This is a genomic window from Aestuariicoccus sp. MJ-SS9, from assembly GCF_032586235.1.
In the GTDB taxonomy this organism is placed as follows: Bacteria; Pseudomonadota; Alphaproteobacteria; order Rhodobacterales; family Rhodobacteraceae; genus Aestuariicoccus.
The window spans coordinates 78558-91688 of sequence record NZ_JAWHTD010000010.1; the positions used below are offsets into that span (position 1 = coordinate 78558).

The 13131-nt window shown below is 66.9% G+C and carries 15 protein-coding genes; 9 read left to right on the forward strand and 6 right to left on the reverse strand.

Annotated features, from left to right (window positions below):
* Window positions 1–6 precede the first annotated feature (6 nt).
* The 4 genes from RXV88_RS09605 (at window position 7) to RXV88_RS09620 (ending at window position 3430) form a co-directional block, all read left to right on the forward strand.
* Window positions 7–1137, forward strand: a complete 1131-nt coding sequence (locus RXV88_RS09605; RefSeq protein ID WP_316292333.1) for a bifunctional 2-C-methyl-D-erythritol 4-phosphate cytidylyltransferase/2-C-methyl-D-erythritol 2,4-cyclodiphosphate synthase — start codon at window positions 7–9, stop codon at window positions 1135–1137.
* Window positions 1134–1619 (forward strand): phosphatidylglycerophosphatase A, encoded by a 486-nt coding sequence (locus RXV88_RS09610; RefSeq protein ID WP_316292335.1) that lies wholly within the window; start codon window positions 1134–1136, stop codon window positions 1617–1619. Before RXV88_RS09605 ends, RXV88_RS09610 begins: the two co-directional genes overlap by 4 nt.
* A complete protein-coding gene (locus tag RXV88_RS09615) occupies window positions 1616–2095 on the forward strand; it encodes a CinA family protein (RefSeq protein ID WP_316292337.1) in 480 nt (159 codons plus the stop codon). The genes RXV88_RS09610 and RXV88_RS09615 overlap by 4 nt, the downstream gene beginning before the upstream one ends.
* 156 nt (window positions 2096–2251) lie before the next feature.
* Window positions 2252–3430 (forward strand): ammonium transporter, encoded by a 1179-nt coding sequence (locus RXV88_RS09620; RefSeq protein ID WP_316292338.1) that lies wholly within the window; start codon window positions 2252–2254, stop codon window positions 3428–3430.
* A gap of 242 nt (window positions 3431–3672) precedes the next feature.
* Here RXV88_RS09620 and RXV88_RS09625 read toward each other — a convergent pair whose 3' ends face one another.
* Window positions 3673–4128 (reverse strand): type II toxin-antitoxin system RatA family toxin, encoded by a 456-nt coding sequence (locus RXV88_RS09625; RefSeq protein WP_316292339.1) that lies wholly within the window; start codon window positions 4126–4128, stop codon window positions 3673–3675.
* A gap of 69 nt (window positions 4129–4197) precedes the next feature.
* Between RXV88_RS09625 and hpt the strand changes: the two genes are divergently transcribed.
* A complete protein-coding gene (gene hpt / locus RXV88_RS09630) occupies window positions 4198–4740 on the forward strand; it encodes a hypoxanthine phosphoribosyltransferase (RefSeq protein WP_316292340.1) in 543 nt (180 codons plus the stop codon).
* Window positions 4737–4922: a hypothetical protein gene (locus RXV88_RS09635; RefSeq protein WP_316292341.1), complete on the forward strand. Its 186-nt coding sequence runs from the start codon at window positions 4737–4739 to the stop codon at window positions 4920–4922. The genes hpt and RXV88_RS09635 overlap by 4 nt, the downstream gene beginning before the upstream one ends.
* Here RXV88_RS09635 and RXV88_RS09640 read toward each other — a convergent pair.
* Window positions 4912–5775 (reverse strand): LysR family transcriptional regulator, encoded by an 864-nt coding sequence (locus RXV88_RS09640; protein WP_316292343.1) that lies wholly within the window; start codon window positions 5773–5775, stop codon window positions 4912–4914. The genes RXV88_RS09635 and RXV88_RS09640 overlap by 11 nt on opposite strands.
* Window positions 5776–5868: 93 nt before the next feature.
* Here RXV88_RS09640 and RXV88_RS09645 point away from each other — a divergent pair, with 93 nt between their 5' ends.
* Together RXV88_RS09645 and RXV88_RS09650 are read left to right on the forward strand one after the other, a co-directional pair.
* The gene (locus tag RXV88_RS09645) at window positions 5869–6327 is read left to right on the forward strand and encodes a cytochrome c (protein ID WP_316292344.1); all 459 of its coding nucleotides are present in this window, start codon (window positions 5869–5871) and stop codon (window positions 6325–6327) included.
* A 9-nt stretch (window positions 6328–6336) separates the two neighbouring features.
* Window positions 6337–7224 carry a cytochrome c gene (locus RXV88_RS09650; RefSeq protein WP_316292346.1) on the forward strand — a complete coding sequence of 296 codons (888 nt, stop codon included), beginning with the start codon at window positions 6337–6339 and terminating at the stop codon, window positions 7222–7224.
* A gap of 90 nt (window positions 7225–7314) precedes the next feature.
* Here RXV88_RS09650 and lipA read toward each other — a convergent pair whose 3' ends face one another.
* Together lipA and RXV88_RS09660 are read right to left on the reverse strand one after the other, a co-directional pair.
* A complete protein-coding gene (gene lipA, locus RXV88_RS09655) occupies window positions 7315–8265 on the reverse strand; it encodes a lipoyl synthase (RefSeq protein ID WP_316292348.1) in 951 nt (316 codons plus the stop codon).
* 205 nt (window positions 8266–8470) lie between these two features.
* Complete coding sequence (locus tag RXV88_RS09660) at window positions 8471–9589, reverse strand: DUF6456 domain-containing protein (protein WP_410468813.1); 1119 nt, start codon at window positions 9587–9589, stop codon at window positions 8471–8473.
* Between the two features lie 230 nt (window positions 9590–9819).
* Here RXV88_RS09660 and RXV88_RS09665 point away from each other — a divergent pair, with 230 nt between their 5' ends.
* A complete protein-coding gene (locus RXV88_RS09665) occupies window positions 9820–10110 on the forward strand; it encodes a DUF6477 family protein (protein ID WP_316292352.1) in 291 nt (96 codons plus the stop codon).
* Between the two features lie 39 nt (window positions 10111–10149).
* Here the strand turns inward: RXV88_RS09665 and RXV88_RS09670 are convergent, their stop codons facing one another.
* Window positions 10150–11694, reverse strand: coding sequence for a trimethylamine methyltransferase family protein (locus tag RXV88_RS09670; RefSeq protein WP_316292409.1), 1545 nt, complete (start codon window positions 11692–11694; stop codon window positions 10150–10152).
* A gap of 114 nt (window positions 11695–11808) precedes the next feature.
* A complete protein-coding gene (locus tag RXV88_RS09675) occupies window positions 11809–12945 on the reverse strand; it encodes an alpha/beta fold hydrolase (protein WP_316292353.1) in 1137 nt (378 codons plus the stop codon).
* Window positions 12946–13131 lie beyond the last annotated feature (186 nt).

The following is a 13131-nucleotide window of genomic DNA, read 5'->3' on the forward strand; positions in this document are numbered from 1 at the left end:
ATCGCCATGACCACAGCCGCATTGATCGTCGCCGCCGGACGCGGCACCCGCGCCGGAGGACCGCTGCCCAAGCAATGGGCAGAGGTGGCGGGCCATCCGGTCGCTTGGTGGACCCTGCGGGCCTTTGCGCATCTCGACGCCCGCGTGCTGGTGGTGCATCCCGACGATATGGCGCTGGCGCAACGGGTGACCGAGGGCACCGACGTGATCCTGACCGCCGGCGGGGCCGACCGCGCGGCGTCGGTCCGCAACGGCCTTGCGGCGCTGTCCGCCGATCCACCGAAAAACGTCCTGATCCACGACGTCGCCCGCCCCTGCATCGACCGCGCCACGATCGACGCGGTTCTGGCAGCGCTGGCGCATACCCCCGGCGCGGCCCCCGCGCTGGCGGTGACCGATGCGCTCTGGACCGGTGACGGCGACCGCGTGACCGGCACCCGCGACCGCAGCGGGTTCTACCGCGCGCAGACCCCGCAAGGCTTTGATTTCGCGGCGATCCAGGCCGCGCACAAGGCGCATCCGGGCGGTGCCGCCGACGATGTCGAGGTCGCCCGCGCCGCAGGTCTTGACGTCGCCATCGTGCCCGGGTCCGAGCGCAACCTGAAAATCACCGGCCCGGGCGATTTCGCCCGCGCCGCCGCGCTGTTGGAGACAAAGATGGATATTCGCCTGGGCAACGGCTACGACGTGCACCGCTTCGGGAGCGGCGATCACGTGATCCTCTGCGGCGTGCGCATCCCACACGGGCGCGGGCTCGACGGGCATTCGGACGCGGATGTGGGCATGCACGCGGTGACCGACGCGATCTACGGCGCGCTGGCAGAGGGCGACATCGGCCGGCACTTCCCGCCCTCCGATCCGCAGTGGAAGGGCGCGGCCAGCGACATCTTCCTGCGCCACGCGGTGGGCCTAGCCCGCGACAAAGGCTATGCGGTGGGCAATGTCGATTGCACTTTGGTCTGCGAATACCCGAAGATCGGCCCGCATGCCGCTGATATGACGGCCAGAATGGCCGACATCATGGGGCTGCGCGCCGATCAGGTGTCGGTCAAGGCGACAACTTCCGAGCGGCTCGGTTTTACGGGGCGCGAAGAGGGCATCGCGGCCCTCGCCACCGCCACGCTGGTGCGCGCATGAAAGCCATCGCCTCATTCCTCTACGTCGGCTACCTGCGGCCCGCGCCGGGCACCTGGGGGTCGCTCGCCGCCCTGCCGGTGGCCTGGGGCATCCACCAGATCGGCGGCTTCTGGCTGTTGCTGAACCTGACGGTCTTTGTGTTTCTCAGCGGCTATATCGCCACCGCCAAGGTCACCGCGGGTCAAGAGGATCACGATCCGTCGTGGATCGTGATCGACGAGGTGGCGGGCCAGTGGATCGCACTCTTTCCAGTGAGTTACGGTGCGATGCTCATGTCGGCCGATATCACCCGGCTCTGGCCCGGGTGGATCGCGGCCTTTGTCCTTTTCCGGCTTTTCGACATCTGGAAACCCGGCCCCATAGGCCGCGCCGACCGTATGGGCGGGCCGATGGGCGTGATGCTGGACGACGTGGTCGCCGGGGTCTTTGCCGCCCTGGGCGTGATCGTCCTCGCCGCCATCGGTCATGGGGTGATGCTGTGACCCAGGCGCTGCAGCAAGAGATCCTGGAACGCGCCAGGCAGCGCGGGATGACCGTCACCACGGCCGAAAGCTGCACCGGCGGCATGGTGGCCGCCGCGCTGACCGACCTGCCGGGCTCTTCCAAAATCTTCGAGCGTGGGCACGTCACCTATTCCAACGCCGCCAAGATCGACATGCTGGGCGTGTCCGAGGCCACGCTCGCCGCGCACAGCGCGGTGTCCGAAGAGGTCGCCCGCGAAATGGCCGAGGGTGCGCGCGCCGCAGCCCGCGCCGACATCGCCGTGGCCATCAGCGGCATCGCGGGCCCGGGCGGGTCTGAATTCAAGCCCGAAGGCCGGGTCTGTTATGCGCTGGCCACCGCCGCCGGCACGCAGAGCGAAACCGTCGATCACGGCGCGCTGGGGCGCGATCAGGTGCGGGCGGCGGCGCGGGAACGCGCGCTCGAACTGGTTCGGGACGCACTGATTCAAAGCTGATCGTTTTTCGGGCGCAGCGTCGCTAAAGCGCCCATAAATTCATCAATATCAAAACTGCCCGCATTTTACGCGCCCTACGCAGGAATTGCCGCTTTTTCCCGCGCTCGTTTCGCGCTTTGCACCCGGCCAAACGCAAATCGAAAAAGGATGGGACGGATGAACGGAGCGGATACCGCCTGGATCATAGTGGCGACGACGCTGGTGCTTTTCATGACATTGCCGGGGCTGGCGCTGTTCTACGGCGGGCTGGTCCGCGCGCGCAACGTGCTGAGCGTCTTCATGCATTGCTACGCCATCGCCTGTCTGATGAGCATACTGTGGCTGGCGGCGGGCTATTCCATTGCCTTCGGCGGCGACCGCGCGGTCTGGGGCGGGCTGGGCAAGGCCTTTCTGGCGGGCGTCGGGCCGGACAGCCTGTCGGGCACCTTGCCCGAGGTGCTTTTCTTTGCCTTCCAGATGACATTCGCCATCATCACGCCCGCGCTGATCGTCGGCGCCTATGTCGAACGGATCGGCTTTGGCTTTGTGCTGATCTTTTCGGCGCTCTGGATGCTGCTTTGTTATGCGCCGGTGGTGCATTGGGTTTGGGGCGGCGGGTTCCTGTCCGATGGCGGGATCTTTGGCGACACCGGCGTGCGCGACTTTGCGGGTGGCATCGTGGTGCATGAAACCGCCGGGATCGCGGCGCTGATCATCGCGGTGGTTCTGGGCCGCCGCAAGAACGACACCACGCCGCCGCACAATCCCGGATATGTCATGATCGGTGCGGCCATGCTCTGGGTTGGCTGGTTCGGCTTCAACGGCGGCTCGCAGCTGGCCGCCGACGGCGGCGCGGCGATGGCGCTGACGGTGACGCATATCTCGGCCGCCACCGCGTCGCTGACCTGGGCGCTGTGGGAGCGGGTGAAGTTCGGCAAGGCGTCTCTGGTGGGCATGGTCACGGGCACCATTGCCGGCCTGGCGTCGATCACGCCCGCGTCGGGCTTCGTCGGGCCGATCGAGGCGCTGATCATCGGGGCCGTGGCGGGCGTGCTTTGCCAGGAGGCGGTGAACGCGATCCGCAACAAGCTGCGGATCGACGACACGCTGGATGTCTTCGCGGTGCACGGCGTCGGCGGCATCTTCGGCACGATCATGATCGCGGTCTTCGGCGCGGGAAGCTTTGTCGCGCAGTTGGGCAGCTTGGTGATCGTCGGCGTGTTCACCATCGTGGTGACGCTGGTGATCGTCTACGTGACAAAGGCCATCACGCCCCTGCGCGTCGACGAAGAGACCGAGCACAGCGGGCTCGACATCATGGTGCACGGCGAGCGGGCCTACGACCACGCCAGCTGATTGCGGTTGAGGGGCGCTGCCTGAGTTCAGCGCCCCAAATGTCGCGGAATCAAGGCCAAAGGCCGCCGCGACCAGCGCCTGCCCGTCCCGGCGGGCTGGCGCTTTGGCGACGTCAGCGCGCCGCTCATTCGCTGCAATCACTTGGCTGGCATAAAGCGCCGAGAACAAAGGTTGCGGCGCCATCCCACGGGCAGGCGCCGGTCGCGGCACGTTCCACCCGGCACCCCCAAAAGTTAAAGAACCTACCGCGCCCCCGGCCCATAGAGCTCTGCCGCGCGGCGTTCGAAGGCGCGCACGATGCGCTGCATCGCCTCGTAGAAGAACATCCCCGCCGCGCCTTGCAGGATGCGGTTCTTGAACTCGAAATCCACGTAGAACGACACCTCGACCCCGCCCTCGACATCGCGGAAGGCCCATTTCGACACCATGTGCCGGAACGGTCCGTCAAGATATTCGGTGTCGATCTTCATTTCGCCCGGCCACAGCACCACCCGGCTGCCGAAGCGTTCGCGAAACACCTTGAAGCTGATCACCAGGTCCGCCAGCATCACTTCGTGGTCGCCCTTGTCCTCGCGCGCGCGGACCCGCGCCGCCGCCGTCCAGGGCAGGAACTTGGGATAATCGCCCACATCGGCCACCAGATCGTACATCTGTTGCGCCGTATACGGCAGCGTCCTGGTTTCGGAATGCGTCGGCATGTCGTCCCTTTTGGTGATGACAGTGGCGCGTCATTTCGTATGCTGCGGCCGGAAATTCAAGGGAAAGTCATGACCCAGCGTCCTTATGTCGTGCACGAAATGATCTCGGCCAAGGCCATTGCCGCCCGGATCGAGGAGCTTTGCCGCGAGATCAGCACCGAATTCGACGGCACCGACAAGCTGGTCGTTGTCGGGCTCTTGCGCGGGTCGTTCGTCTTCATCGCCGATCTGGTGCGCGAGCTCGACCTGCCGGTCGAGGTCGACTTCCTCGAGGCGTCGTCCTACGGCGACGCGATGGAATCCAGCCGCGAGGTGCGCATCCTAAAGGACCTGCGCGGCGCCATCGAAGGCCGCGACGTGCTGGTGGTCGAGGATATCGTCGACACCGGCCACACGCTCAGCCATGTCGTCCGCCTGCTGAACTCACGCGACCCGGCGCGGCTGCGCACCATCGCGCTGCTGGACAAGCCGTCGCGCCGCGAGGTCGACGTCCGCGCCGACTGGACCGGGTTCGAGATCCCCGACGAATTCGTCGTGGGCTATGGTATCGACTTTGCCCAACGGAACCGCAACCTGCCCTATATCGGCAAGGTGCGGTTTCCCGAGGCATGAACTGGCTGCAGCTGTTGCGCATGTCGCGGTGGGCGCGTCACCCGCCCTCGCCGCGCAAGGTCAAGCTGGTGCTGGCCATCGTCGCGGCCTGCCTCGCGCTTTATGCGGTCGAACGCTGGATCGGCTGGCCCGAAGCGCTAAGCGTCGACGGCACCCGTGCGCCGCTGCGCGTCAGCCCGTGATCCCTTCAAGCCGTGACCGGTGGCGCCGCAGCGCCGCCGCGATCTGCTTTACCAGCAAAGCGATCCGCGGCGTGCCGGCCAGATCGCGGTGACAGGCGACCCATATCGGCACCGCGATGTCGGGCATATCGCAAGCCACCGGCTCCAGCCCCGCGCAATCGTCGCCCAGAACGCAGGGCAGGATCGCCCGCCCCTCACCCTCAAGCGCCAGCGCCCGCAGCACCGGGAAACTGTCGGCCAGCGCGCCGACCTGCGACGGCGCCACATGCGCCGCCAGCCAGCGCCCGGGTAGCGACGCGCCAAGCGTCCCCGAAAGCCCCAGCCACCGCTCGCCCGCGCCCGGCGCGGCGTAGACGCGAAAACGCAGCTTGGCCACCTCGGTGCCGGTCATGTCGTCGGGCAACTGCGCGGCCGGGCGCACCGCCACATCCGCCTGCAGCCGCGCCATGTCGAGCTGCTGGTTCGACGACACAAGGCTGATCCGGTCCGGCGCCATCCGCCCGGCCACCGCCGCCACGACCGCAGGCAGCACGGTCAGGCACAGGCTGTCGACAGAGGTCACGCGCAGCACCGCGCCCTCGCTGCCCTCGGCGCCCTGCATCATGCGTTCCACCAGCGCCATCGCCCGCGCCGCCTCGCGCGCGGCGTCGATCACCGGCGCGCGGTCGGGCCGCAGGCGATAGCCCTGCGCCGAGCGCTCGAAGAGCGGGCCGCCCGCCGCCGCCTCGAACGCGGCCACCCGGCGCAGAACCGTCGCGTGATTGACGCCCAGAGCCCGCGCCGCTGCGCTGACCGATCCGCCATCGGCGACCGCCAGCACAAATTTCAGATCGTCCCAATCGGCGTTGTGCAAGAATCGCCACCCCTTCTGCGGTCTTGACGAATATATTTGTCGAACATGCGCCGCATACTACCCTTACGGTATTCAGTTACAGGGAGCGACCCAATGAAAAAGACGCTGACGACCCTCACAATCGTGGGCCTTCTGGCCGGCGGCACGGCCTTTGCGCAGGATTACTCGGCCCAGCTCAAGGCCCGGCAGGGCGAGATGCGGATCATGGCGATCAATCTCGGGATCCTCGGGTCCATGGCGAAGGGCGAGACCGAATACAGCGCCGAGGCCGCGCAGGCCGCCGCCGACACGCTGGTCGCGGTGTCGATGATCGGGCAGGCTCCGCTCTGGCCCGCGGGCTCCAGCGAGATGGACATCGAAGGCACCCGGGCCAAGGCCGAAATGTGGGACAACTTGCCGGATGTGCTGGACAAATGGGCGGCCTTCGGCGACGCGGCCAAGGTCATGCAGGCCGCAGCCGGCGAAGGCCAGGCGGCGCTCGGCCCGGCGCTCGGCACCGTCGGCGGGACCTGCAAGGCCTGCCACGACGCTCACCGCGCACCGGCCAACTGACCCGCGCCTATGCGCCCTATCCTGACGACGCTCGCCCTGATCGCCCTCGCGGCGCTCGGGGCCGGTTTCTGGATCACCCGCCCGGCAACCTTGCCAGAGGCGGCTTTTGCCGACGTGACGGGCGATGCCGCCCGCGGCGAGGCCGTGTTTACCGCCGCCGGTTGCGCCTCGTGCCATTACGCCCCCGGGGCCGAGGGCCAGGCCAAGCTGGTTCTGGCCGGCGGGCAGCGGTTCGCCTCGCCCTACGGCACCTTCCTCGCGCCCAACATCTCGCCCGACCCCGACCACGGCGTCGGCGCCTGGTCGCAGCGCGATTTTGCCCAGGCGGTGCTGCTGGGCACCTCGCCCCAAGGAAAGCACTATTTCCCCGCCTTCCCCTACACGGCCTACAGCCTGATGGACGATCGCGACGTGGCCGATCTCTGGGCCTATATCCAGACCCTGCCCGCCAGCGACACGCCCAGCCTGCCGCATGAGATCGGCTTTCCCTTCAACATTCGCCGCAGCATCGGGGTCTGGAAGGCACTCTATCTCGGCGACGATTGGGTGATGACCGACACGCCCACGCCCGAACTCACGCGCGGCCGCTACCTGGTCGAGGCGCTGGCCCATTGCGGCGAATGCCACACCCCGCGCGATGCGCTGGGGGGGCTGGACCGCGCGCAATGGATGGCGGGCGCGCCCAATCCGTCGGGCACCGGGCGCATTCCACCGCTGACCCCGGATCAATTCACCTGGTCGGCCACCGACATCGTCTATTACCTGGAGACGGGGTTTACCCCCGATTTCGACAGCGCCGGCGGCCACATGGTTTCGGTGATCGAGAATTTCGCCAAACTGCCCTCCGAGGACCGCGCGGCGGTCGCCGCCTATATCAAGGCTCTGCCCGCACCCTGAGCCGTCCGCCCCGAAAGACGCGTAGCCTCTGTCACTGCCGGAATGAAAGCGCGCGGAAGCGCACCTTTTGGCAACCTTTGCCTAAAGAGATCAGGCCTTGGCCAGCTTGGCCTCGCGCGCGGCGCGGAGCCGGGCGAAATCGTCGCCCGCGTGATAGCTCGACCGGGTCAGCGGCGTGGCCGACACCATCAGAAAGCCCTTGCCCCAGGCCGATTTCTCGTAGCCCGCGAATTCCTCGGGCGTCACGAAACGGTCGACGCGGTGGTGCTTGGGCGTGGGCTGCAGATACTGGCCGATGGTCAGGAAATCGACCGAGGCCGCGCGCATGTCGTCCATCACCTGCAGCACCGATTGCCGGTCCTCGCCCAGCCCGACCATGATGCCCGACTTTGTAAAGACCGCCGGATCCAGCTCCTTGACCCGCTGCAGCAGCCGCAGGCTATGGAAATAGCGCGCGCCGGGGCGCACCTCGGGGTAGAGCCCCGGCACGGTTTCGAGGTTGTGGTTGAAAACGTCCGGCTTGGCGGCGACCACCACCTCCAGCGCCTCGGGCCCGCATTTCAGGAAATCCGGCGTCAGGATCTCGATCGTGGTGTCGGGCGAGCGGTGGCGCACGGCGCGGATGGTCTGGGCAAAATGCTCGGCCCCGCCGTCCTCCAGATCGTCGCGGTCCACCGAGGTGATAACGACATGGTTCAGCCCCAGCTTCTGCACCGCATCGGCGACGCGGCCCGGCTCGAACGCATCCAGCGTGTCCGGACGCCCCGTCGCGATGTTGCAGAAGGTGCAGCCGCGCGTGCAGATGTCACCCATGATCATCATGGTGGCATGGCCCTGCGCCCAGCATTCGCCGGCATTGGGGCAGCCCGCCTCTTCACAGACCGTCACCAGCTTGTGCTCGCGCATGATGCGGCGGGTTTCGTTATAGCCCTCGCCGCCGGGCGCCTTCACCCGGATCCACTTGGGCTTCTTCGGCTGGGCATTGTCGGGCCGATGCGCCTTTTCGGGATGGCGTTGCTCCGGGATCTTGAGATCGCGCACGTTAGTATTCCCCGCGAAGGTTTTTGTTCATCTCTCCTACCATAGGCCACAGCAGGAAGGAGCGCCAGATCCGCATACCCGCCATGCAGGGCCGCATCCTCGTCGCCGAGGAATACCCCCGATGGCTTTGCGTTCTGGATCAACGACTTGTGCCGCAACGCAGACAGATCGCAACGCCCATATGGGCGCTGCGATCTGTCGCGGGTCAGCCGATCATCTGCGCGCCGTTCCCGCACGCGGCGTCGTAATGGCGGCGCAGACGCTGAAGGGCGATCCGCAGCACGATCTTGCCCGACCGCGCCGACCAGCCCATGCGCTTTTCGGCCATTTCCAACCCTTCGAGGTAACAGCAGCACCGCAACGCCATATCCGCCAGACCGGGGCCAAGCTCGCCCAACGCGCGCGCCAGGCGCAGCCGCGCCGCGTCGGGGCCCGAGAGCGATGCGCCCTCCGGCGGCTGGCACGAGACGGTCAGGATCTGTTCCCAGTTCGACGGCACCCGCCCGCCAAGCTGCGCCAGTTCGAAATCCTCGCGCAGCCGTTCGCCCGCAGCCACCAGACCGTCCGACAGGAACGGTGTGCCGTCGCGGTCGCGCCGGCGCGCCAGGGCCAGCAAAGGGCTCTCGGCCAGGGCATAGCGCGGGCGGCGCACGCGCGGCGAGGCATCCTCCTCTTCCAGCGCCGCGCCGGCGGCGCGCCCGGTCTCGAACCCGGCCTGTGCCTCGGAAAACCCGCGCACGCGGTTTTCCTGCTCGGCGATCAGCCGGTTCAGCGCCGCGCGTCCGCTCGCGGTCACGCGGTAGCGCGACACCCGGCCCGGCGCGTCGCAGGCGATCCACTCCTTCAGCGCCATGGCCTCGGCCACCGGGGCATCGACCACGGCGGTCTTGGTGGGCGCGCCGTCGCCGCTGTCGCGCAGCACGGTGGCCTTTTCCAGCCCCTCGGCGACGGCCAGAACGGCCCCCGGCTCGCAGAGCCTGCGCAGGATGCGCCGGGCCTCGCGTGTCAGAGTGGTCTCATCCACCGGGGCGGTGTCGTTGGGTCGGTTTTTCGTCATCGGATCGGAATCCTCGTCTGGCGACCCGGCAGAAGGCCCGGGCCGGAATGCGCCGAGATGGCGAAGGGCGGCGTCGATCAGGGGATCGTCACGCCGCGTTTCGATCTTGCGCACTTGTCTGAGAACGGTCGAGGCATGACATCCGGCATCCCGCGCAAGCGCCCGGATCGACCGGCCCGTCTCGATATGCGCAAGATAGGCGCGCGCGTCCCGCGGCACCCAGTTGGGCCAACGATCCGGCATTGCAATATTGGCGTGAGTCACCATGCCACCAATCCCCCTTTGCGAAATTTCAGGCTTTTCCCAGAGTTATCCCAAGGTTTTTCCACAACCTAAAGACGAACAAGTTACCTGATTCTTAACAAAAAAGTGCAGAGGCAAGGATTGTTTCCAAATCATAAACACTTCTTTCCAGGCCGTGCGCTGATAGTGCGCCAGCCGCAACACCCTGGCGGGCCGTGCCATCGTCTGCGGGAATCAGCAAAGGACGCCACGCCATGAAAGACATCTCCAGCATCCTGCAATCGCTGCGCCGCCCGCGTCTGCTGATCCGCGCCGCTCGAATCGGCGCGCATGATTACCGGCGCGATCCGCATCTCGGGCGTGTTCTGGGAACGGTGACGCTGCCGCGCACGGCGGCGGCGCTGGTTCGGTTGATCGAAATCGAGTCCGATCTGGACGCCCAGCGCGTGGCGCAGAATGCCGGCTATTCCATCAGCCGCCATGTCGAGGTTCTGGTCGCCATGATGGGCGAGGCGCGCCTCTTGCATCTCTCGCGGCCGGACTAGCGCGGCGGCGGCACCGCTTCGCCGCCGCCGGGGGAACGCTTACATGAAGGCGTCGGGCATCGAGGCCTTCTTGCGGTCGATGTAATCCTGCAGCCCTTCGGCGATCCCGGGATCGAGCGCAGGCTGCTGGTAGGTATCGAGCAGGCGTTTGACCCGTTCGCCGGCCAGCGCCATCGTATCGCGCCCGCCTTCCTCGCTCCAGGTTTCATAGGGCTTGTAGTCGAAAAGCTCCGACCGCCAGAAGGCGGACTTGAAATTGGCCTGGGTGTGTGCGCAGCCCAGGTAATGCCCGCCCGGCCCGACCTCGCGCAGCGCATCCATCGCCTGGGCGTTCTCGTCCACCGACACGCCCCTGGCCAAATGATGCAGCGCGCCCAGCTGGTCGGCGTCCATGACGAATTTCTCGAAGGACGACACCAGCCCGCCTTCCAGCCAGCCGCAGCTGTGCAGCATGAAGTTCACGCCCGACAGAAGGCCGAGGTTGAGGCTGTTGGCGGTCTCGTAGGCGGCCTGCGCGTCGGGCAGTTTCGATCCGCAGAACGACCCCGCCGACCGGAACGGCAGCCCCATGCGCCGCGCCAGCTGGCCCGCGCCATAGGTCACATGCGCGGCCTCGGGCGTGCCGAAGGTGGGCGCGCCGCTGTTCATGTCGATCGAGGTGACGAAGGCGCCGAAGATCACCGGCGCGCCGGGGCGAATGAGCTGGGAATAGGCGATCCCCGCCATCACCTCGGCCAGCACCTGCGTCAGCGTGCCGGCCACGCTGACCGGCGCCATCGCGCCGCCGACGATGAAGGGCGAGATGATCGAGGCCTGATTGTTCTTGGCAAAGACCTCGAGCGCGCCCATCATCACGTCGTCGAAGGTGAGCGGCGAGTTGATGTTGATCAGCGACGTCATCACCGTGTTGCCCTGCACGAAATCCTTGCCGAAGAGGATCTCGCACATCTCGACGCTGTCCTGCGCGCGGCTGGGTTCGGTGACCGATCCCATGAAGGGCTTGTCCGACAGCGTCATATGCGCCTGCAGCATGTCCAGATGGCGCTTGTTCACCGGAATGTCGGTGGGTTCGCAGACCGTGCCGCCGGAATGGTGCAGCCATTTGGACATATAACCCAGCTTCACGAACTTACGGAAATCCTCCATCGTGGCATAGCGGCGGCCCTTTTCGGCGTCATGTACGAAGGGCGGGCCGTAGACCGGCGCCAGAACCAGGTTCTTGCCGCCCACCACGACGCTGCGGTCGGGGTTGCGGGCGTGCTGGGTGTATTGGCTGGGCGCGGTGGCGCAAAGCTTGCGCGCGAGCCCCTTGGGCATCCGCACCCGCTCGCCTTCCACATCCGCTCCGGCGTCTTTCCAGCGCGCCAGCGCGGCGGGGTTGTTGACGAAGTTGACGCCGATCTCTTCCAGAACGATCTCGGCATTGGCCTCGATGATCTCGAGCGCCTCTTCGTTTAGCACCTCGAAATTGGGGATGTTGCGCTCGATATAGCGCGCGGTCTCGACGCTGACGGCCGACCGCTCCGCCCGCCGCGCGGCTCCGCCGCCGCCCCGTGCCCGTCTGCGAACCGCTGCATCCGTCATTTCGACCGTCTCCCACGACAAATCCGCGGCCCCTGCGCCGCCAGTGGCCCCTACATAGCCCAGCTTGGCATGTCCGATTTCCGAATTGCGCCCTTTGGGACGAAAAAGCGACATTCAGCCGTGCAGGAACCGGTCTGTCATGTCCATCACCTGCCCCCAGGCGGGATCCTGCGGCAAGAGCATGTGGTTGCGCCCTTCCAGCCGGACGAAACGCGCGCCCGGAATGCCGGCGGCGATCCTCTGGCCCTGTGTGATCGGGTGAATCGCGTCGTCCTGGGCGTGAAAGACCAGCGTCGGCGCGCGGACCTTGGGCAGATCGTCCCGCACCTGGAAGCGGTCGATGACCTTGCGCATGGTCACTGCGGTCTCAGGGTCGGCGGTGGCAAGCTGCATATGCACCATCTCGGCCATCTGTTCGGGCGTGCCGTCGGGCAAAAAGAGCGTCGAGAGCGCCTGCATGAAGGGGCTGCCCGGCTTGCCCCAGCCAAGGCGGATCATCGACAGGATGGTCGGTTCGTCCACCATCTCGGCATGCGGCGGGCGAAAGACGCGGCCTTCGGCATAGCCGCCCACGATCACCAGCTTGCCGACCCGCTCGGGAAAGCGCGCGGCAAAGGCGATGGCCACGGGGGCGGCCTGCGACGCGGCAAAGAGGTTGGCCTGCGCCACACCGGCGGCGTCCATCACCGCCTCCAGGTCGTCGACAAAGCCGTCGATCCCCTCCAGCGGCGCATCGCGCGACGAGAGGCCCGTGCCGCGCAGATCGTAGCGGATCACCCGGTTGGTCCGTGACAGCCGCTCGATGGTGGGCCGCCAGATCTGGCCCTGCCAGTCGATCTCGAGGTGCGACAGCCAATGGCTGATCCGGACCAGCGGCGGGCCGTCGCCGTTGGACGTCCAGGCAATCGCGCTGCTGTCGCGCGACAGCGCATAACGGATATCGAGCGGCTCACCGGTCTGCATTTCCTCGGAACGCGCCACCGTGTCCGCCCCGGAAACCTCCGCCTGAAGGATAAAACCCCGGCGCGGGATCGTCCGGATCACCCTCTGCGCCTTGCCGTCGTCCCCGACGGCGGCCCGGGCCGCGCTGATGCGGGCGTTGATCGTGGCGTCCGACACGGCCAGCCCGCGCCAGACCTCTTCGACCAGAGTATCCTTGGTCACCAACTGCCCCGCATGCCGCCCCAGAAGGACCAGCAGGTCAAAGACCTGAGGCTCCAGATGCACCTCCGCGCCGTCACGGCGAAACACGTGACGCTCCAGATCAAGGCAGCAATTGGCGAACCGCAATTCCATCGCTCGAAATCGTCCCGAAACCGGTGGGACTTGGAGCCTAGCGCCAATCACAAGCGGATCACAAGCAAATCAGAAGCGCTCGGCAAGCCGGTCTTCAAGCGCCGGGGGGCGGGCCGTGGTCAGATGAGGACATGACTTGAA

Coding starts and splice junctions, on each gene's coding strand:
- RXV88_RS09605 (WP_316292333.1), top strand. CDS start 7: ATGACCACAGCCGCATTGATCGTCGCCGCCGGACGCGGCACCCGCGCC.
- RXV88_RS09650 (WP_316292346.1), top strand. CDS start 6,337: ATGCGCCCTATCCTGACGACGCTCGCCCTGATCGCCCTCGCGGCGCTC.
- RXV88_RS09660 (WP_410468813.1), bottom strand. CDS start 9,589: ATGGTGACTCACGCCAATATTGCAATGCCGGATCGTTGGCCCAACTGG.
- RXV88_RS09620 (WP_316292338.1), top strand. CDS start 2,252: ATGAACGGAGCGGATACCGCCTGGATCATAGTGGCGACGACGCTGGTG.
- hpt (WP_316292340.1), top strand. CDS start 4,198: ATGACCCAGCGTCCTTATGTCGTGCACGAAATGATCTCGGCCAAGGCC.
- RXV88_RS09625 (WP_316292339.1), bottom strand. CDS start 4,128: ATGCCGACGCATTCCGAAACCAGGACGCTGCCGTATACGGCGCAACAG.
- RXV88_RS09610 (WP_316292335.1), top strand. CDS start 1,134: ATGAAAGCCATCGCCTCATTCCTCTACGTCGGCTACCTGCGGCCCGCG.
- RXV88_RS09670 (WP_316292409.1), bottom strand. CDS start 11,694: ATGACGGATGCAGCGGTTCGCAGACGGGCACGGGGCGGCGGCGGAGCC.
- RXV88_RS09635 (WP_316292341.1), top strand. CDS start 4,737: ATGAACTGGCTGCAGCTGTTGCGCATGTCGCGGTGGGCGCGTCACCCG.
- RXV88_RS09645 (WP_316292344.1), top strand. CDS start 5,869: ATGAAAAAGACGCTGACGACCCTCACAATCGTGGGCCTTCTGGCCGGC.
- RXV88_RS09665 (WP_316292352.1), top strand. CDS start 9,820: ATGAAAGACATCTCCAGCATCCTGCAATCGCTGCGCCGCCCGCGTCTG.